Origin of the sequence: Curtobacterium sp. MCJR17_020, from assembly GCF_003234365.2 — a bacterium.
GTDB lineage: Bacteria > Actinomycetota > Actinomycetes > Actinomycetales > Microbacteriaceae > Curtobacterium.
Window position 1 is genome coordinate 3,584,489 of record NZ_CP126260.1, and the last position, 18,764, is coordinate 3,603,252.

At 70.0% G+C, this 18,764-nt stretch carries 19 protein-coding genes; 5 read left to right on the plus strand and 14 right to left on the minus strand.

Annotated features, from left to right (window positions below):
- Positions 1–2 precede the first annotated feature (2 nt).
- On the minus strand, positions 3–533 hold the full coding sequence (locus DEJ14_RS17050) for a cation:proton antiporter regulatory subunit (protein WP_111083419.1): 531 nt from the start codon (positions 531–533) through the stop codon (positions 3–5).
- Positions 534–617: 84 nt separating this feature from the next.
- Here DEJ14_RS17050 and DEJ14_RS17055 point away from each other — a divergent pair, with 84 nt between their 5' ends.
- On the plus strand, positions 618–1,118 hold the full coding sequence (locus DEJ14_RS17055; RefSeq protein WP_111083420.1) for a hypothetical protein: 501 nt from the start codon (positions 618–620) through the stop codon (positions 1,116–1,118).
- A gap of 133 nt (positions 1,119–1,251) precedes the next feature.
- Here DEJ14_RS17055 and DEJ14_RS17060 read toward each other — a convergent pair whose 3' ends face one another.
- The 7 genes from DEJ14_RS17060 to DEJ14_RS17090 form a co-directional block, all read right to left on the minus strand.
- Entirely contained in the window at positions 1,252–3,138 is a 1,887-nt protein-coding gene (locus DEJ14_RS17060; protein WP_111083421.1) for a glycerol-3-phosphate dehydrogenase/oxidase, read from the minus strand.
- A 65-nt stretch (positions 3,139–3,203) separates the two neighbouring features.
- Positions 3,204–4,322, minus strand: coding sequence for a GuaB3 family IMP dehydrogenase-related protein (locus DEJ14_RS17065; protein ID WP_111083422.1), 1,119 nt, complete (start codon positions 4,320–4,322; stop codon positions 3,204–3,206).
- 178 nt (positions 4,323–4,500) lie between these two features.
- Positions 4,501–4,692, minus strand: coding sequence for a hypothetical protein (locus tag DEJ14_RS17070; protein WP_146249640.1), 192 nt, complete (start codon positions 4,690–4,692; stop codon positions 4,501–4,503).
- 189 nt (positions 4,693–4,881) lie between these two features.
- The gene (locus tag DEJ14_RS17075) at positions 4,882–5,688 is read right to left on the minus strand and encodes an ABC transporter ATP-binding protein (RefSeq protein ID WP_258373121.1); all 807 of its coding nucleotides are present in this window, start codon (positions 5,686–5,688) and stop codon (positions 4,882–4,884) included.
- Entirely contained in the window at positions 5,685–6,587 is a 903-nt protein-coding gene (locus DEJ14_RS17080) for an ABC transporter ATP-binding protein (protein ID WP_111083423.1), read from the minus strand. Before DEJ14_RS17080 ends, DEJ14_RS17075 begins: the two co-directional genes overlap by 4 nt.
- Positions 6,580–7,566 (minus strand): branched-chain amino acid ABC transporter permease, encoded by a 987-nt coding sequence (locus DEJ14_RS17085; RefSeq protein ID WP_111083424.1) that lies wholly within the window; start codon positions 7,564–7,566, stop codon positions 6,580–6,582. The genes DEJ14_RS17080 and DEJ14_RS17085 overlap by 8 nt, the downstream gene beginning before the upstream one ends.
- 12 nt (positions 7,567–7,578) lie before the next feature.
- Positions 7,579–8,889: a branched-chain amino acid ABC transporter permease gene (locus DEJ14_RS17090; RefSeq protein WP_111083425.1), complete on the minus strand. Its 1,311-nt coding sequence runs from the start codon at positions 8,887–8,889 to the stop codon at positions 7,579–7,581.
- A 336-nt stretch (positions 8,890–9,225) separates the two neighbouring features.
- On the opposite strand from DEJ14_RS17090, the gene guaB reads away from it, so the two are divergent.
- The 3 genes from guaB to DEJ14_RS17105 all read left to right on the plus strand — a co-directional run bounded on the left by guaB (position 9,226) and on the right by DEJ14_RS17105 (position 12,709).
- On the plus strand, positions 9,226–10,728 hold the full coding sequence (gene guaB, locus DEJ14_RS17095) for an IMP dehydrogenase (RefSeq protein WP_111083426.1): 1,503 nt from the start codon (positions 9,226–9,228) through the stop codon (positions 10,726–10,728).
- 74 nt (positions 10,729–10,802) lie between these two features.
- Entirely contained in the window at positions 10,803–11,186 is a 384-nt protein-coding gene (locus DEJ14_RS17100; RefSeq protein WP_111083427.1) for a VOC family protein, read from the plus strand.
- Between the two features lie 191 nt (positions 11,187–11,377).
- Entirely contained in the window at positions 11,378–12,709 is a 1,332-nt protein-coding gene (locus tag DEJ14_RS17105; protein ID WP_111083428.1) for an ABC transporter substrate-binding protein, read from the plus strand.
- Positions 12,710–12,873: 164 nt separating this feature from the next.
- Here the strand turns inward: DEJ14_RS17105 and rarD are convergent, their stop codons facing one another.
- On the minus strand, positions 12,874–13,836 hold the full coding sequence (gene rarD / locus DEJ14_RS17110; RefSeq protein WP_181437351.1) for an EamA family transporter RarD: 963 nt from the start codon (positions 13,834–13,836) through the stop codon (positions 12,874–12,876).
- A gap of 154 nt (positions 13,837–13,990) precedes the next feature.
- Positions 13,991–14,287 carry a co-chaperone GroES gene (gene groES, locus DEJ14_RS17115; RefSeq protein ID WP_110893972.1) on the minus strand — a complete coding sequence of 99 codons (297 nt, stop codon included), beginning with the start codon at positions 14,285–14,287 and terminating at the stop codon, positions 13,991–13,993.
- A 160-nt stretch (positions 14,288–14,447) separates the two neighbouring features.
- Here groES and DEJ14_RS17120 point away from each other — a divergent pair, with 160 nt between their 5' ends.
- A complete protein-coding gene (locus DEJ14_RS17120; protein ID WP_111083429.1) occupies positions 14,448–15,638 on the plus strand; it encodes a class I SAM-dependent methyltransferase in 1,191 nt (396 codons plus the stop codon).
- Here DEJ14_RS17120 and DEJ14_RS19535 read toward each other — a convergent pair.
- The 4 genes from DEJ14_RS19535 to tsaB all read right to left on the minus strand — a co-directional run bounded on the left by DEJ14_RS19535 (position 15,631) and on the right by tsaB (position 18,758).
- The gene (locus tag DEJ14_RS19535) at positions 15,631–16,425 is read right to left on the minus strand and encodes a DUF4190 domain-containing protein (protein ID WP_111083430.1); all 795 of its coding nucleotides are present in this window, start codon (positions 16,423–16,425) and stop codon (positions 15,631–15,633) included. The genes DEJ14_RS17120 and DEJ14_RS19535 overlap by 8 nt on opposite strands.
- Before the next feature lie 89 nt (positions 16,426–16,514).
- Positions 16,515–17,570, minus strand: coding sequence for a tRNA (adenosine(37)-N6)-threonylcarbamoyltransferase complex transferase subunit TsaD (tsaD, locus tag DEJ14_RS17135; RefSeq protein ID WP_111083431.1), 1,056 nt, complete (start codon positions 17,568–17,570; stop codon positions 16,515–16,517).
- Positions 17,557–18,120 (minus strand): ribosomal protein S18-alanine N-acetyltransferase, encoded by a 564-nt coding sequence (rimI, locus tag DEJ14_RS17140; protein WP_349775261.1) that lies wholly within the window; start codon positions 18,118–18,120, stop codon positions 17,557–17,559. Before rimI ends, tsaD begins: the two co-directional genes overlap by 14 nt.
- A gap of 2 nt (positions 18,121–18,122) precedes the next feature.
- Positions 18,123–18,758: a tRNA (adenosine(37)-N6)-threonylcarbamoyltransferase complex dimerization subunit type 1 TsaB gene (tsaB, locus tag DEJ14_RS17145; RefSeq protein ID WP_111083432.1), complete on the minus strand. Its 636-nt coding sequence runs from the start codon at positions 18,756–18,758 to the stop codon at positions 18,123–18,125.
- Between the last annotated feature and the right edge of the window lie 6 nt (positions 18,759–18,764).

The window sequence follows — 18,764 nt, forward strand, 5'->3', positions numbered from 1 at the left end:
CGTTAGCTCTTCCGCGGGGCCTCGGCCGATGCGGCCGCAAGCTCTCCGCTGCGGTAGAAGGAGAAGGCCTTGGCGACCTTCTCGGGGGAACCGGCGACGACGATCGTGTCACCGGGGAAGACGACGAAGTCCGGCGAGGGTGCCGGGTTGGCGCTGTCGCCACGGACGACGGCCACGACGGTCAGGCCGATGAAGCCGGAGTCGTGCAGGTCGCCGAGCGGCTTGCCGGCGATCGCGTCGTCGTAGTCGACCGAGAACCAGTCGATGGACAGCCCGGGGATCTCGTCGAGCTTGTCGAGGCCCTCGGTGATCCGGGTGCCACCCAGGAGTTCGGCGAGGGTGTGCGCCTCGCCCTCGCTGAGGCGCAGCGAGACCTTCTCGGACTTGTCCGCGCCGTCGGAGACGTCGGCGAACGAGATGAGGTCGGAGTGACCCGACCGGTGCGTGATGACACCGCACTTGCCACCGTCGTCGGTGTAGAAGCTGTGCAGCACGCCGACTCCGGGGAGTTTGACGCGATGGACGTCGACCATGATGGCTCCCTTTTCGAGTACCCCGATGATAACCACCGGGGGTGCCCGGCCATTCCACACCTGCCGGGCCACTATCGTCACCGCATGGGGAGAACTCGGATCGTCGTCGGGGTCGTCGGGACGCTGGTCGTCACGTTGTACGCGGGGTTGCTGGCGCTCAACGCGCTCGTACTCGATCCGCTCGGCGCGGTGCCGGGGCTGTCGCTCGGTGCGATCTACGGCCACCTCGACGCGCAGGGGTACCAGGTGCGGGCCGACGTCGTGGCGGTGCTCGTCATCGCGGCAGTCGGCATCGCGTTGGCGGTCACCGTCCTGATCGTGACGCTGGTCCGGCGGACGACGGCGCACGTCGCCGCCGCCTGGCTGCTGGCGATCGTGGCCGCCGGCGCCGTCCAGGTGTTCGGTTCCGGGTTCCAGCTCGGGATGGACGTGGCCGACGGCTACGGGATCGGCGGCGGGGACCACACCATCTGGGCCGGTGTGCTGTACGTCACGAGTCTCGTGGCGCTGCTCGCGATCCCGGTCGTGCTCGTCGTCGGCGAGCGAGGCCGTGGTCGCACCGTGGCGGGGACGCTGGCCGCCTGACGGACGCACCACGAGCCTCCCGTCCGGTGTTCGCGGTCGGGGCCCACGCCGCCGGTTCCGGGGCGACGCGCCAGCGGCGTCACGGCCGTGCCGGTGGGGAGAGGCCCGTGGCCGCGTCCGCAATGCGCAGTCGCTACTCCGGCTCGCTCGTCTTCTCCCCCACGACCTGCTCGTCGGACGCCTTCGCGCCCTCGGCACCGCTGCTGCGGCCGCCACCCACGACGACGTCGTCCTCGTCGAAGCCGAACGCGATGTCCGGTGCCTCGAGCCGCACGCGGTCCGCGCTCTCGTCGTCGGGCTGCAGCTGCGACTCGCGTTCCGCGGCCACGCGCTTCAGGTAGTTCGACACCTCGTGTTCGGTGGTCTCCTGGTCCCAGCCGAGCACGTCGGCCATGAGCTTCGCGGCGACCGGGGCCGCCGACTCACCGCGGTCCCAGGCCTCGATCGAGATGCGGGTGCGGCGGGCGAGGACGTCCTCCAGGTGCAGGGCTCCCTCGTGCGAGGCTGCGTACACGACCTCGGCGCCGATGTAGTCGTCGGCTCCCGGCAGCGGCTCGGCCAGGGCGGGGTCCTGCTCGACGAGCTGCAGCACCTCGGTGGCCAGGGTGCCGTAGCGGTTCAGCAGGTGCTCGATGCGGACCTTGTGCACGTTGAAGCTGCGGGCGGTCCGTGCGCGTCGGTTCCACGCGGCTGGGTAGCCCTCGGCCCCGAGCAGCGGGATGTCCTCGGTCGTCGACGCCGGGATCTTGCCGTCCATCGCGGCGACGGCCTCGTCGATGGCGTCCTTGCCCATCACCCGGTAGGTGGTCCACTTGCCGCCGGCGACGACCACGAGCCCGGGCACCGTGTGCGCCACGACGTGCTCGCGGCTGAGCTTCGAGGTCTGGTCGGACTCCCCCGCCAGCAGGGGACGGAGTCCGGCGTAGACACCCTCGACGTCCTCTCGGGTGAGCGGGACGCGGAGCACCTTGTTGACGTGCTCGAGGATGTAGTCGATGTCGGCCGCGGTCGCCGCCGGGTGCGCCTTGTCGAGGTACCAGTCGGTGTCGGTCGTGCCCACCAACCAGTGCCGGCCCCACGGGATCACGAACAGCACGCTCTTCTCGGTGCGCAGGATCATGCCCATGTTCGACTGGAACCGGTCGCGCGGGATGACCAGGTGCACGCCCTTCGACGCCCGCACCTTGAACTGCCCGCGGGTGCCGATCATCGCCTGGGTGTCGTCCGTCCAGACGCCCGTGGCGTTCACGACCTGCTTCGCGCGGATCTCGAACCGCTTACCGGTCTGGATGTCGTGGGCCTGCGCGCCGACCACGCGCTCCCCCACCTTGATGAAGCCCTCGATCCGGATCCGGCTCGCGGCGTGCGCACCGTAGGACGCCGCCGTGCGGACGAGCGAGGCCACGTAGCGGGCGTCGTCGACCTGGGCGTCGTAGTAGGTCATGCCGCCGACGAAGGCGTCCTTCTTGAGCGACGGCATCGAGCGCAGCACCTGCGTGCGGCTGAGGTGCCGGTGGTGCGGGACCCCGGGCGGACGACCGCCGGACCAGCTGAACGCGTCGTACATCGCCATGCCGATGCCGATGTAGAACCGCTCCCACACGCGGTGGTTGAGCGGGTACAGGAAGCGCACCGGCTTCACCAGGTGCGGGGCGATCCGCTGCAGCAGCAGGCCACGTTCGATGAGGGCCTCGCGCACGAGGCCGAAGTTCAACTGCTCCAGGTAGCGGATGCCGCCGTGCACGAGCTTCGACGAACGGCTCGACGTGCCCGATCCCCAGTCACGGGCCTCGACGATGCCGACGGTCAGGCCCCGGGTGACGGCGTCGAGCGCACTGCCCGCACCGACGATGCCGCCGCCCACGACCAGGACGTCGAGCTCCTTCGTCTTGAGGGTCTCGATCGCCGCCGCGCGTTCGTCGGGGCCGAGCTTGGCCGCGGGGTCGAACCCCGCCCCCGGCACGACGTCGCCAGGACGTCCGGCCGAACTGGTCTGCTTCGTGGTGCTGGACTTCGCCATCGTCGCCTCCGGGTCACGGTCGGCGCCGAAGCGTCACCCGCGTCGGTGCGCGGGTGCCACCAGGATCACTGGTGGTACGGCGCCACGACCACTTCTACTCGCTGGAACTCCTTGACGTCGGAGTATCCGGTCGTCGCCATCGAGCGGCGCAGCGCACCGACGAGGTTGGCGCGGCCGTCGAACGTCGGGGTCGGGCCGTTCAGCACGTTCTCGAGTGGGGCGATCGTGCCCACCTCGACCCGGCGGCCACGGGGCAGCTCCGGGTGGTGCGCCTCGGCACCCCAGTGGAAGCCGCCGCCCGGTGCCTCGGTGGCACGGGCGAGCGCGGTACCGAGCATGACGGCGTCCGCACCGACCGCGATCGCCTTGACGATGTCGCCGGCGGTGTCGAGACCGCCGTCGGCGATGACGTGCACGTAGCGGCCACCCGACTCGTCGAGGTAGTCACGACGCGCACCCGCGACGTCGGCGACCGCGGTGGCCATCGGCGCGTGGATGCCCAGCGCGGCACGCGTGGTGGACGCAGCACCGCCACCGAAGCCGACGAGGACGCCGGCAGCACCCGTGCGCATGAGGTGCAGCGCCGACGTGTACGTCGAGGCACCGCCCACGATCACCGGGACGTCGAGCTCGTAGATGAACTTCTTGAGGTTGAGGGGCTCTTCGTTCTGCGACACGTGCTCGGCCGAGACCGTCGTGCCACGGATGACGAACAGGTCGACACCGGCGTCGACGACCGTCTTCGAGAACTCCTGCGTGCGCTGCGGGCTGAGCGAGCCGGCGACCGGCACCCCGGCGGCACGGATCTCGGCCAGGCGCGCGGTGATCAGCTCGGCCTTGATCGGCTCGGAGTAGATCTCCTGCATGCGCTTCGTGACGTTGCCGTCGGTGAGCGACTTGATCTCGTCGTAGTAGGGCGTCGGGTCCTCGTAGCGGGTCCACAGCCCCTCGAGGTCGAGGACGCCCAGGATGCCGAGCTTGCCCATCTGGATGACCGTGGCCGGCGAGGACACGGAGTCCATCGGCGCGGAGAGGATCGGCGACGCGAAGGTGAACGCGTCGATCGACCACTGCACGCTGACGTCGCGCGGGTCACGCGTCCGCCTGGAGGGGACCACCGCGATGTCGTCGAACGCGTACGCCCGACGTCCGCGCTTGCCTGCACCGATCTCGACTTCGCTCACCCGGCAAGCCTACCGGGCAGGTCCGGGGGCGTGCACGGACCGGACGGTGCGGTCAGCGGCTGGCGACCTCGCACCGTGCGAGGGGCGCCACGCTTGGTGCGAGGTTCCGTCTTCCGTGCGAGGTCGCGAGGGTCGCACGACGTCCGGAACCTCGCACCACTCGGGCGTCAGCGCGCGGTCAGCGGGGGCGGCGCGGCGGCCGCCGTCGCTTGCGGAGCACCCGCAGCACGAAGCCGAGCAGGAGCGCGAGCACCACGAGCACGACCAGGAGGGCAGCCGCCACCTTCACGAGCAGCGCCGCACCGACGAACAGCGCGATGAAGACCACCCACACCAGGGCGTCCATCGCACCCGCCGACAGTCTCTGCACCTGCGGAACGATACCGACCCGGCGGACGCGGGGCGGGCCTCCCGTCCGGTCCGGAGCCGGCCACGCACCGTCGCGAGCCGACGGGGCCCAACGTGCAGGAGCGGGGCCGTGCGGCGCGAAGCGACCACGCACGGCCCCACCCGTCGCGGATACCACCCCCACAGCGGCACCCGCAGTCGACACAGCGCGCTAGCGCCCTGCGTCGACGTCCTTTGCGAGCGTCCCGAGGTACAGCTCGATGACCTTCGGGTCGTCCGCGAGTTCCTTCCCCGTGCCCGAGTACGCGTTCCGCCCCTGGTCGAGCACGTACCCACGATCGCAGATCTGCAGACAGCGTCGCGCGTTCTGCTCCACCATCACGATCGACACACCGGCCTTGTTGATCCGGCGGGTCCGCAGGAACGTCTCGTCCTGGCGCACCGGGGAAAGCCCGGCACTCGGCTCGTCGAGCAGCAGCACCTTCGGGTCCATCATCAGCGCGCGTGCCATGGCGACCGACTGCCGCTCACCGCCGGACAGGGACCCCGCCCGCTGACCGCGCCGCTGCGCGAGCACCGGGAACAGGTCGTAGATGACCTCGAGCCGCTCGGCGAACTTCCGGGGCCGCAGGTACAGCCCCATCTGCAGGTTCTCCTCGATGGACAGCGACGGGAACACGTTGTTCGTCTGCGGGACGAAGCCGACGCCGGCCTGGACGAGCTTGTTCGCCTTGAGGTTCGTGATGTCCTCGCCCTGCAGGGTGACCGAGCCCTCACGGATCGACACGAGACCGAACAGGGCCTTGAGCAGCGTGGACTTGCCCGCACCGTTCGGCCCGATGATCCCGATCAGCTCGCCGGGGTAGCAGTCCAGGTCGCAGCCGTTCAGGATGTTCACGCCCGGCAGGTAGCCGGCGACGAGGTTCTTCGCGCGCAGCACCGGCTCGCGTTCCAACGTGGCCGCCTGGGACGGACTGGAGGCGCTGCTCGCGTTCGTGGGGTCGACTGCGTCCGTCATCGGGTCTTCTCCTCTGCTGCTGCGTCCGCCGCGTCTTCTTCCGCGACTTCCTCCGCCAGTTCCTCGAAGGTCTCCTCGGTGAGGAGCGAATCGTCGCCCAGGTCGGTGTCGTGGTGCGCACCCAGGTACGCGTCGATGACCGCCTGGTCGTCCATCACGGTGTCGGCAGGGCCCTCGGCGACGACCTTGCCCTCGGCCATCACGACCACCCAGTCCGAGATGTGCCGGACCATGTGCATGTCGTGCTCGACGAACAGCACGGTCATGCCGTCGTCGCGCAGGGACTGGATGTGCCCGAGCAGCGACTGCGTCAGCGCGGGGTTCACGCCCGCCATCGGCTCGTCGAGCATGATCATCGTCGGGTCGGACATCAGCGCCCTGGCCATCTCGAGGAGCTTCCGCTGGCCACCCGACAGCGAACCGGCGTAGTCGTCCGCCTTGTCGTCGAGCTTGAAGCGGGCGAGCAGGTCCTCGGCCTTCGCGGTGATCTCCCGCTCGCGCTTCGCCCACACCGGCTTGACCAGCGCGGCGAAGAAGTTCTCGCCGGGCTGGTCACGGGCGCCGAGCAGCATGTTCTGCATCACGGTGAGCCGCGACAACGCCTTCGTCAGCTGGAAGGTGCGGACCATGCCGCGGTTGGCGATGTGGGTCGCGCTCGTCTTCTGCAGCGTGGTGCCGTTGAACTGCGTCCTGGCGCCGGGGCTCGGCTTGTCGAAGCCGGTCAACAGGTTGAAGAAGGTCGTCTTGCCGGCGCCGTTCGGGCCGATCAGGGCCGTGATGGAGCCGCGCTGGACCTCGAGGTGGTCGACGTCCACGGCGGTCATGCCGCCGAAGTGCCGGGTGACGCCGTCGACCGTGAGGATCGGGTCGGCCTTCGTGTAGCCGTAGGTCTCAGACACTGAACGTCAGCTCCTTCTTGTTGCCGAGCAGGCCCTGTGGTCGGAACACGATCAGGAGCATGAGCGCGACGCCGACGAGCACGTACGAGAACTGCTCGGCCTGCTGGGCGTTCATGATCGAGTCGGGGATGAAGTCGCCGGCCAGGGTGCGGATGAAGAGCCGGACGACGAAGAACAGCACTGCGCCGAGCACCGGACCGAACACCGTCGCGGCACCGCCGAGGATGAGCGCCGTCCAGATGAAGAACGTCATCGAGCGGCCCATGGCGTCCGGTTGCACCGAACTCGGCAGCACGTAGATGATCCCGGCGATCGCACCGAGCGCACCACCGAACACGAGCGCCTGCATCTTGTACGAGTAGACGTTCTTGCCGAGGGAGCGGACGGCGTCCTCGTCCTCGCGGATCGCCTTGAGGACACGGCCCCAGGGGCTGCGCATGAGCAGGAAGAGCACGAAGGTGAACAGCGCGACGAGGGCCCAGGCGGCGATGCGGATCCACCAGCCGTTGACGCCGTTGTTGGCGTAGGTGAACCAGAGGATGGTCGTGGTGCCGTCCGGCAGCGGGCTCAGGGCGGTGAACGGGTCGCGGTAGCTCGACCCGGTGATGCCGTTGGAGCCACCCGTCGTCGTGGTCAGCAGGCTGGAGCGGCCGACCATGCGGATGATCTCGGCGCCGGAGATCGTCACGATCGCCAGGTAGTCGCCGCGGAGCCGCAACGTCGGGACGCCGAGGATGATCGCGAACACGATGGCGACGAGCAGGGCGATGAGCACGGCCATCACGAACGGCAGCCCGTTCGTGATGGAGATCGCGAAGCCGTAGGCGCCGAGCAGCAGGAACGCCGCCTGGCCCATGTTCACGAGCCCGGTCAGGCCGAAGTGCACGTTCAGTCCGATGGCCGCCAGGGCGAACGCCGCCGTGGTGGGGGCGAGGGCCTCCTGGGTGAGCGAGGACAGCAGGTTGAGGATGTAGTCCATGCGCGTGCTCCCTTAGCCGACCCGCTCGGCGCGGCCGAAGATGCCCTGCGGCCGGAACAGCAGGATGAGGATGAGGATGACGAGGGCGGTGGCGTACTTGAAGTCACCGGGGAGCACGAGGTTCGTGAGCTCGACGACGACGCCGATGATCATCGACCCGACCAGCGCGCCGTAGGCCGTCCCGAGACCGCCGAGCGTCACCGAGGCGAACATGAGCAGGAGCAGCTGCAGGCCGGTCTGCCAGTTCACGCCGTTGAGCACCAGGCCGAGCATCACGCCGGACAGGCCGGCGAGACCCGCGGCGAGCGTCCACACGAACCGGATGACCCGGTCGACGTCGATGCCGGACGCCGCGGCGAGCGCCGGGTTGTCCGACACTGCTCGGGTGGCCCGGCCGAAACGGGTCTTCGCCAGGAACAGGCCGGTGGCGATCAGGACGACCAGCGCGATGCCCATCGCCACGTAGGACTGCACCGTGAGCGTGACCCCGGCGAACCGGACGGTCTCGGGGTTGCCCTGCTGGATCCGGACGGTCGCTGCTCCGAAGAAGTACTGGAACGCGTACTGGGCGGCGATCGACAGACCGATCGTCACGATCATGAGCTGCGTGAGGCTGATCCGCTTGCGCCGGAGCGGCCGCCAGATCCCGGCGTCCTGCAGGTACCCGGTGGCCGCGCACAGCAGCGTGACGACGATGCCGGTCACCCAGATGTTCCAGCCGAGCTGGTTCGCGAACACGTAGGCCAGCAGCCCGCCGAGGGTGACCTGCTCGCCGTGCGAGAAGCTCGACAGCCCCGTCGTGCCGTAGATGAGCGAGAGACCGATCGACGCCAGCGCGATGAGCAGGCCGAGGCGGATCCCCGAGGCGAACTGCTGCCAGGCCCGTTGCGGGCTGACGCTCGACGAGTCCGTCGTGGTGGTGGCGCCCTTCTGGTCGGACAGCTGGAAGATCTGCCCGACGTTGGCGTTCAGGGTCGCCTGGACCTTGCGTTCCGCGTCCGCCGCGTTCGTCAGGTACTGGCCCTTCGGCAGGGTGTCCTGGTCGACGCTCACGGTGTACTCGCCGGCCTCGTCGACGCTGACCGACCAGCGGCCGTCGGCGTTCGTGGTGGCGGTCTCGGCGAAGCCACCGGGCCCGGCGACGTCGACGTCGACGTCCTCGGCCGGTTCCCGCTCGGAGTCGGTGATCGTGCCCTGGATGCACCCGTTCGTCGGGCTGACGGTGCAGGCCTGACTGGTCGCCGGTGCCGACGTGGCGCTGAAGGCCGGCAGGGTGACCGCCCAGTCGATCAGGAAGGTCGCCAGGAACGCGGCGACGAGCACGGCCGCGAGGACCGGTCGACGTCGCGCCTGGCGGAGGCGGAACAGACGCGGCTGCGCCCGTCCCGGAGGAGTGATGGATCCCACGGAAGAGCCTCTCGTTCGGATGACGAGGAACCTATGGGGATTTTGTGACACCCGTGTTTCCAACACGTTCCCTGTGTGATTCGTACCCGAACTGTGACGTTGTGGAGGAACGCGTCCGACGGGGGCGCGATCCGTTCCCCCAGGCGGAACGCGGAATAGCGGGACGGCCCACGCGCGTTACCATGTCCTATCCGGAACCCGCCGTTGCGTTCTCGGTGTCTCGACCACTTCACTCGCCCACGAAGGGGACCCATGGACCAGCCGGATCCGTTCGGATTCATCGGACTCACGTACGACGACGTCATGCTCCTGCCGGGGCACACCGACGTCATCCCGAGCGAGGCGTCCACCGCGTCCCGGCTCACCAGGCGGATCTCCGTCAACGTCCCGCTGCTCTCCGCGGCGATGGACACCGTCACCGAAGCCCGCATGGCCATCGCCATGGCGCGGCAGGGCGGCATCGGGATCCTGCACCGCAACCTCTCCATCGAGGACCAGGCGGCCTACGTCGACAAGGTCAAGCGCTCCGAGTCGGGCATGATCACCAACCCGGTGACCACCACCCCGGACGCCACCGTGGCCGAGGTCGACGCGATCTGCGGTCAGTTCCGCGTCTCCGGCCTGCCCGTGGTCGAGGCGGACGGCACCCTCGTCGGCATCATCACCAACCGCGACATGCGGTTCGTGGCGACGTTCGAGCAGTCGACCACCTTCGTGCGTGACGTCATGACCAAGGCGCCGCTGATCACCGCGATGGAGGGCATCGACCCCGAAGAAGCCATCGCGATCTTCGCGCAGCACAAGATCGAGAAGCTGCCGTTGGTGGACGCCGACGGCAAGCTCCGCGGTCTCATCACCGTCAAGGACTTCGACAAGAGCGAGCAGTACCCGGACGCCACCAAGGACGACGAGGGCCGACTGCGCGTCGGTGCCGCGATCGGCTTCTTCGGCGACGCCTGGCAGCGTGCCGAGGCCCTGCGCGACGCGGGCGTCGACGTGCTCGTGGTCGACACCGCCAACGGCGAGAGCGAAGGCGTGCTCGACATGGTGCGTCGTCTCAAGGCCGACCCGTCCTTCGCGGACATCGACGTCATCGGCGGCAACGTCGCGACGCGTGCCGGTGCGCAGGCGCTCATCGACGCCGGTGTCGACGCCGTCAAGGTGGGCGTCGGGCCCGGCTCGATCTGCACCACCCGCGTCGTCGCCGGCGTCGGCGTCCCGCAGGTCACCGCCGTGTACGAGGCGTCCCTCGCTGCGCGCGAGGCCGGCGTGCCGATCATCGCCGACGGTGGCCTGCAGTACTCGGGTGACATCGCCAAGGCCCTGGTGGCCGGTGCCGACACCGTCATGCTCGGTTCGCTGCTGGCCGGCACCGACGAGTCCCCCGGCGACCTGGTCTTCGTGGGCGGCAAGCAGTTCAAGGCGTACCGCGGGATGGGCTCCCTGGGTGCACTGCAGACCCGCGGCAAGAAGACCTCGTACTCGAAGGACCGCTACTTCCAGGCGGACGTCCCGAACGACGACAAGCTGATCCCCGAGGGCATCGAGGGCCAGGTGCCCTACCGCGGCTCGGTCGGCAACGTCGTCTACCAGCTCACCGGTGGACTCCGGCAGTCGATGTTCTACGTCGGCGGCCGCACGATCCCGGAGCTCAAGGCCCGCGGCAAGTTCGTCCGCATCACGGCTGCCGGGCTCAAGGAGTCGCACCCGCACGACGTCCAGATGGTCGTCGAGGCGCCGAACTACCGCAGCTGAGCCGACTGCACCCCGAACGCCCCGCTCCCCACCGGAGCGGGGCGTTCGTCGTCCGCCGGCAGTAGTGTCACGGCATGGTCAGCGCCGTCTCCCACACCACGATCGACTGCCGTGACGCCTTCGCCCTGTCGGAGTGGTGGAAGCAGGTCCTCGGCTACGTCGACATCGACGACGACCCGAACGGCCCCGGGCACGAGGAGTGCATGATCACCGCACCCGACGGCTCGCACCAGGTGCTGTTCATCCAGGTCCCCGAGGCGAAGTCCGTGAAGAACCGGATCCACTTCGACCTGCGCCCCACCGACCGCACGCGCGATGCCGAGGTCGAGCGGCTGCGGGGCATCGGTGCGACCGAGCTCGCCGACCTCCGGAACGACGACGGCGGCTGGGTCGTGTTCGCGGATCCGGAGGGCAACGAGTTCTGCGTGCTGCGTTCCGTGGCTGAACTCGACGGCTGACGCGGAGCCGGTCCGGGGTGCCGATCCCTGATCCTCCGCACAGGAACATCACGGCTCGGTAACGAAACACTTTTGCGTACCGCCCCGTCACACGGGCGAAACACATGGACCTTACGTTTCTCGACATCCAGTGGAGGCGCCGCGTTCGACCCGAAGCGGCACGGCCTCCGCGCAGAGAAAGGGCTCCACGGATGATCAGAACCACCCGTGCCACCACGGCACTGGCGTTGGCAGGCGCAGTAGCCGTCCTGCTCGCCGCGTGTTCCACCACCAGCAGCGGCGACTCCCCGTCCAGCTCGGCGTCGAGCGGTGCGAAGAAGGACCCCGCCGCCAGCTGCAAGGCCCCCGACACCCCCAGCACCGACGCGCTGAAGATCGGCACGATCCTGCCGCTCACCGGTTCGCTGGCGTACCTGAACCCGCCGGCCGAGTCCGGCGTCGGCCTCGCGGTCAAGGACATCAACGCCGCGGGCGGCGTCCTCGACAAGGACGTCACCATCGACCCGGCGACGGACTCGGGCGACAGCAACGACATGACCGTGTCGAGCTCGGCCGCGACGAAGCTCGTGAACGCGAAGGTCCCGGTCGCGATCGGCGCCGAGTCCTCGTCGGTCACGCTCAACGTCATCGACCAGCTCACCAGCAACTGCATCGTCGAGATCTCGCCCGCGAACACCGCGAGCGACCTCTCCGGCTACTCGTCGTACTACTACCGGACCGCTCCGCCGGACTCGGTGCAGGGTTCGGCGCTCGGTCAGCTCGTGACCGGTGACGGCAACGCCAAGGTCGCGTTCCTCGTCTTCAACGACACCTACGGCACGGGCCTCCGCAACTCGGTGCAGTCCGCGGTCGAGGCCTCCGGTGGCCAGGTCGTCTACGGCGGCAAGGGCGAGGGCCAGGAGTTCCCGCCCGGTCAGACCACGTTCTCGTCCGAGGTGACGGCCGCACTCGCAGCCAAGCCGGACGCGATCGTCGTCCTGGCCTTCGACGAGACGAAGTCGATCATCCCGGAGCTCGTCTCGCAGGGGAACACGGCGAAGATCTACATGTCCGACGGCAACACGGCCGACTACTCGAAGGACTTCGACAAGGGCACCCTGACCGGCGCCCAGGGCACCATCCCCGGTGCCTCGCCGAAGGACGACTTCAAGAAGCAACTGTCCGCCTTCTACAAGGAGTCGTCGAACAAGACGCTCGCCGACTACTCGTACGCGGCGGAGTCCTACGACGCCACCGTCCTCGCAGCCCTCGCTGCGGTGAAGGGCAAGGGCACCGACTCGGGCACCATCCAGGCCAACATGGCCGCGGTCTCCGGCGCGGACGGCGGCACCGAGTGCGCCACGTTCAAGGAGTGCGTTGCACTCCTCGACGACGGCAAGGACATCCACTACACCGGCCCGTCCGGCATCGGTCCGTTCGACGACAACAACGACCCGTCGAGCGCCTACATCGGCATCTACAAGTTCGACGGTGCCAACAAGCCCGTCTACCAGAGCGCCATCCAGGGCGCGGTCAAGAAGTAACCACCACTACCGGTCCCACTCTGGGCCCGAGTCTCGGCTTCACGGAGCCGAGACTCGGGCCCAGCGACGTTTCTCGGTGTCGCGCACGCGAGAACTGTCGCACACGCCGAGACTCGGGCCAGGCGCGGCGCGGACAGACGGACTGGAGGCCCGGGGTGCGTCCGTCAGGCCGGCTCGGCCGGAGCAGGTGCGAGCGCTCGGCGACGGGACGCCCGCGCGGCGGCGAACGAGTCCGCCGTCAGCACCACGAGCGCCAACCACACGATCCCGAAGCCGAACCAGCGCGCGGGCGGCATGGCCTCGTGCTGCACCACCACACCGACGAGCAGCTGCATCACGGGCGCCAGGTACTGCGTCAACCCGAGGGTCGACAGGCTCACCCGACGCGCCGAGGACGCGAAGAGCAGGAGCGGGACGGCTGTCGCCGGGCCGGTGAGCACCGTCACCAGGACGTGCACCCAGCCTTCGCTCGTGAACGTCACGCCGCCGCCGAGCCCCGTCGCGCCGAGCACGACCAGCGCCACGACCGCGATCGGCAGCAGCCACACGGTCTCGATCGTCAGACCGCTCAGCGCGTCGACGGTGCCGCCGACCCGCTTCTTCACCAGGCCGTACAGGCCGAACGAGCAGGCGAGCACGAGCGAGATCCACGGCACCTGGCCGTAGCCCACGGCGATCACGACGACCGCCACGACGCTGATGCCGACCGCGGCCCACTGCGCCGGCCGCAGGCGTTCGCGGAGCACGACGACGCCGAGCGCGATCGTGACCAGGGGGTTGATGAAGTACCCGAGCGCGGCCTCGACGGTGTGGCCGGTCGTGGTCGCCAGGACGTACACGGTCCAGTTCACCAGGATGAGGACCGCGGCCAGGCCCATCACGGCCATCACCCGCCGCTGCGCCATCAGGGTTCGGGTGCGGAGCCACGAGCGGGTGACGGCGATCGCCACCGCGCAGAACACCAGCCCGAAGACGATGCGCCAGGCGACGATCTCGAACGCGCCGGCCGGGGCCATCGCCGCGAAGAGCAGGGGCATGAGTCCCCAGAGCCCGTACGCGATGATCGCCTGCACCACGCCGACGGATGCCTCGCTGCGGACGGGTCGCGCGGGACTCGGTTCACTCACGGAACCATCCTAGGAACGGCCACCGACGGGCCGGGCGTGCCACGGGCCTCCCGGTCGGAGCGCGGGCACGCGACGGACCCGCCGGGAGCCCGCAGACGCACGAACGCCCCGCCGGCCGACAGGCCGAACGGGGCGTTCGTGTGGAGTACTGGACTCAGTTGACGACGACCGCGAGGACGTCACGGGCCGACAGGACCAGCAGGTCCTCGCCCGAGTACTTGACCTCGGTTCCGCCGTACTTGGAGTAGATGACCTTGTCACCCACGGCGACGTCGAGCGGGACGCGGTTGCCGTTGTCGTCGATGCGACCGGGGCCCACGGCGACGACCTCGCCCTCCTGGGGCTTCTCCTTCGCGGTGTCGGGGATGACCAGACCGGATGCGGTGGTCTGCTCTGCCTCGACCTGGCGGATGACGATGCGATCCTCGAGCGGCTTGATGCTGACGGCCACGGTGACCTCTTCTTTCTCGGTACGGACTCGGTACAGATGAAAACCGGGTTGGCACTACGCAGAGGAGAGTGCCAACGCCAACTCTAGGGGGCCATTGGCACTCGGTCAATCCGAGTGCCAGCACATCAGGGGAACATCCAGCACCTGGGAGGATCGGGACATGGAAGCCGCCGAACTCGCCGCACTGCTGACCCCTGACGGGATGGCCCTGCTCGACCGTACCCCCGGCGTCTCGGACGGCGGCGAGATCGTCCGGGTGGTGTCGCGGCTCCGAGCCGAGGGGCACGACCCGCAGCTCGTCGCGGCGGTCCTGACCCAGGCCAAGCTCCGGCTCAAGGCCCGTGGCAAGTTCGGCGACTTCGCCGCGCGCATGCTCTTCACCGAGGCCGGACTCGAGCAGGCCACGCGCCTGCAGGTCGCCGCCCAGCACGCCGGGCGCTTCGCCGCGGCCGGGCTGACCCGGGTCGCCGACCTCGGGTGCGGGATCGGCGGCGACGCGATGGCGATGGCGGCCCTCGACCTCGACGTCACGGCGGTCGACCGTGACGAGGTCACCGCGGCGGTCGCCACGCACAACCTCGCAGTGTGGCCGAACGCCCGGGTCGAACTGGGCGACGCAGCGACCTTCGACCTCGGTTCGGTGGACGGCGTCTGGATGGACCCGGCACGTCGGACGAGCGGCCACTCCGACACCCGCCGACTGGCCGACCCGGACGACTGGTCCCCCTCGCTCGACACCGTGTTCGCGGCCGCCACGCACACCCCGACCGGCGTGAAGCTCGGGCCGGGCATCGATCGCGACCTGATCCCGGACACCGCCGAGGCGCAGTGGACGTCCGTCGACCGCGAGGTCGTCGAGCTCGCGCTGTGGTTCGGGCCCCTCGCCCGGCCGGGGATCCGCCGTGCCGCCACGGTGATCGGTGCGCACGGCATCGCCGAGATGACCGGCCCGGCAGACGCCGAGGACGCCGAGGTGGGGCCGTTCGGGGCCTACCTGTACGAGCCGGACGGCGCCGTCATCCGCGCACGGCTCATCGGCGACCTCGCCCGCACCCTGGACGGCCACATGCTCTCCGACGGGATCGCGTACGTCACCTCGGACCGCGCCGCGACCACGCCCTTCGCCCAGGGCTTCCGGGTGCTCGACACCATGCCGCTCGACGTGAAGCGCCTGTCAGCGCGACTCGCCGCCGACGGCATCGGCACCGTCGAGATCAAGAAGCGAGGCGTGGACGTCGATCCTGCACAGTTCCGCAAGCGGCTGCGGCTGCGCGGGACCGGTCGCGTCACGCTCGTGCTCACCCGGCTCGAGGGCCGGCACAGCGCGATCCTGTGCGAGCGGCTCAGCTGAGGAACGCGCCGGTGCCCGAGTCGTAGTCGTACGTGGGGTACGAGCTCTGGCCGATCACGCCGAGGAAGATGATGAAGGCGATCCAGATCAGCCAGATGCCGGTCATCACCCAGCCGGCGATGATGCCGGTCAGGGCGAGCGCTCGGCCGGCCTCACCGTTCTGCTTGATCTTGCGGAGCGCGACGTGGCCGAGGATCGCGCCGGCCGGGCCGAGCAGGATCGCGATGAACCACATCGGGACGGCGGCGAGACCGAACACGATCGAGAGGATCGCCAGCGTGTTCGTCTTCGGGCGCTGCGCGTAGGGCTGGTACGCCGTCGTACCGTAGGCACCCGCGGGCGCGTACGGCTGCTGCTGCGGCTGCGCGTAGGGGTTCTGGCCGCCCTGCTGCTGCGCGTACGGGTTCTGCTGGCCGTACGGGTTCTGGGCGGCGCCGTACGGGTCCTGCGGCGCCTGTGGTGCCGAGTACGGGTTCTGCTGCTGCGGAGCCGCGTACGGGTTCGACGGCTGCGGCTGGCCGTACGGGTTCGACGGCTGCTGCTGGCCGTACGGGTTGGACTGCTGCGGCTGCCCGTAGGGGTTCTGCTGCTGCGGCGCCGCGTACGGGTTCGACGGGTGCTGCTGGCCGTACGGGTTCGACTGCTGCGGCTGCTCCGGAGCCGACGGGGCCTGCGGTGCATCAGGAGCCTGCGGTGCGTCCGGTGCGGGCGTCCCGTCGGGCTGCCCGCCGTTCGTGCCGCCCGGCGTCGTCTCGCCCGGCTTCGGCCACTCGTTCTGATCGGACACCGTCCACCCCTCTCGGCGCCCGGTCTCTCCGACGCCACGTGAATCCTCCCACAGGCGCCCGAGGGCCGACCGGTCGGGGCCCGGACGGTTCAGACCTGGACGGTCGTCACCGGCAACGTCGAGTCGGCCGCGATCCCGAGGTCGCTCGGCGCGTGCCCCTCGGCGACCAGGCGTGCGCCGACGGCCGCGATCATGGCACCGTTGTCCGTGCACAGGTCGAACGGCGGGATCCGCAGCTGCACCCCCGCGGCGGCGCACCGCTCCTCGGCGACCTGCCGCAGCCGGGCGTTCGCGACCACACCGCCACCGAGCAGCAGTCGGTCGACGCCGGTGTCGCGGCAGGCGTTCAGGGCCTTGGTCAGCAGGACGTCGACGACGGCTTCGCGGAAGCTCGCCGCGACGTCGGCCACGGGGACCTCGCGCCCTTCGTCGCGGCAGCGCTCGACCCAGCGGGCGACGGCGGTCTTCAGCCCCGAGAACGAGAAGTCGTACCGGTGCGCGGCCAGGTCCTTCGGCAGCGTCAGGCCGCGGGGGAACCGGATTGCCTTCGGGTCGCCGTCCGCCGCGGCCCGGTCGATCTGCGGCCCACCGGGGTACGGCAGGCCGAGCAGCCGCGCGACCTTGTCGAACGCTTCACCCGCGGCGTCGTCGATGGTCTCGCCGAGCAGTTCGACGTCGCCGACCAGGTCCTTCACGAGCAGCAGCGAGGTGTGTCCGCCGGACACCAGCAGTGCGATCGTCGGCAGCTCGATGTCACTGCCGTCCGTGCGCAGGACGTCGGCGCCGACGTGCCCGACCAGGTGGTTCACGCCGTACAGGGGCTTGCCGGTGGCGACGGCGAGCGCCTTCGCGGCACCGACCCCGACCATGAGCGCACCCGCCAGACCCGGCCCGGCGGTGACCGCGACGGCGTCGAGTTCGTCGAGGGTGACCCCGGCCCGCTCGAGGGCCTCGTGCAACGTCGGGGTCATCGCCTCGAGGTGCGCCCGCGCGGCGACCTCGGGCACGACGCCGCCGTACCGGGCGTGCTCGTCCATGCTCGACGCGATGACGTTCGCGAGCAGGGTGCTCCCCCGCACGATGCCCACGCCGGTCTCGTCACAGCTCGTCTCGATGCCGAGCACCAGTGGTTCAGCCACGCTCATCGAGCGCCTCCTGTCCGATCGGGCCGACGGTCGACGTCGTCGGCGTCGGCGTCGGCGTCGGCGCCGCGTCTGCTGCGACCGGCAGCTCCGCTCGCATCACCCACGCGTCGACGCCGTCCGGCTGGTAGTACCGCGGCCGGGTCGCGATGTGCTCGAACCCGAAGGCCGTGTACATCGACTGCGCGACGGGGTTGTCGGCGCGGACCTCGAGGAACACCTCGCGCACACCGCGGCGACGGGCCTCGTCGAGGAGCTCCGTGAAGAGCACCCGCCCGAGTCCCTTGCCGCGCTGCTCGGCTGCGACCGCGATGGTCTGCACGTCGGCGACCGGGTTGCCCGCCAACGAGGACAGTCCGGCGTACCCGACGACCGACGGCGCAGCCGAGTCGTCGACGGTCTCGATCACGATGTAGTACCCGTGCGGCGAGTACAGCTCGCCCGACATCTGCGACGCCGACCAGGCGTCCGTCGGGAACGAGACGTGCTCGAGCCACATGATGTCGTCGAGGTCCTGCGGATGCGCCCGCCGCAGGCGGAGCCCGTCCGGCACCGTCACTGCTTCACCCGTTTCGGCGCGCCCGGCACCGTGACGTCGGGTTCCCGCAGGTAGAGGGGGGTGTCCTGGTCGAACCCCGCGCCGGACCGCAGGCGGTCCGCGGCGAGTGATCCGAGCCTCCAAGCAGGGATGGACAGGGCCGTCACGCGGTCCCAGCCCACCGCTTCGGGCCGGGAGGCACGGATCGCCTCGTCGAGATCGGCGGGCCTGGCGAGACCCGGACCCGCAACGCGCGTGCCGGTCTGGTCGTACGCGCTCCAGTAGACCTCGCGCCGGCGAGCGTCCGTCAGGACGACGAACGGTCCGTCCCGTCGACCGTCGCGCTCGTCGGCCGCGACCGCGTCGTGGCTGACGAGCGGCAGGACGGGCACGCCGACCGCGGCGGCGAAGGTGCGGGCGGCGGCGATGCCGACGCGCAGACCGGTGAACGGGCCGGGGCCCATGCCGGCGACGACGCCCGTGACGTCCGCGCCGGTGATGCCGGCCTCGGCGAGCGCCTCGGCCAGGAACGGGCCGATCACCTCGGCGTGCCGGCGGCTGTCCTCGGTGTCACGGGTCGCGAGGGGCGTGCCGGTGGCCGGGTCGACGACGGCCACGGACGTTCCGGCGGAGGTGTCGATGGCGAGGAGCACCCGTCC

Coding starts and splice junctions, on each gene's coding strand:
- DEJ14_RS17050 (WP_111083419.1), bottom strand. CDS start 533: ATGGTCGACGTCCATCGCGTCAAACTCCCCGGAGTCGGCGTGCTGCAC.
- DEJ14_RS17055 (WP_111083420.1), top strand. CDS start 618: ATGGGGAGAACTCGGATCGTCGTCGGGGTCGTCGGGACGCTGGTCGTC.
- DEJ14_RS17060 (WP_111083421.1), bottom strand. CDS start 3,138: ATGGCGAAGTCCAGCACCACGAAGCAGACCAGTTCGGCCGGACGTCCT.
- DEJ14_RS17075 (WP_258373121.1), bottom strand. CDS start 5,688: ATGACGGACGCAGTCGACCCCACGAACGCGAGCAGCGCCTCCAGTCCG.
- DEJ14_RS17085 (WP_111083424.1), bottom strand. CDS start 7,566: ATGGACTACATCCTCAACCTGCTGTCCTCGCTCACCCAGGAGGCCCTC.
- guaB (WP_111083426.1), top strand. CDS start 9,226: ATGGACCAGCCGGATCCGTTCGGATTCATCGGACTCACGTACGACGAC.
- DEJ14_RS17100 (WP_111083427.1), top strand. CDS start 10,803: ATGGTCAGCGCCGTCTCCCACACCACGATCGACTGCCGTGACGCCTTC.
- DEJ14_RS17105 (WP_111083428.1), top strand. CDS start 11,378: ATGATCAGAACCACCCGTGCCACCACGGCACTGGCGTTGGCAGGCGCA.
- DEJ14_RS17120 (WP_111083429.1), top strand. CDS start 14,448: ATGGAAGCCGCCGAACTCGCCGCACTGCTGACCCCTGACGGGATGGCC.
- tsaD (WP_111083431.1), bottom strand. CDS start 17,570: ATGAGCGTGGCTGAACCACTGGTGCTCGGCATCGAGACGAGCTGTGAC.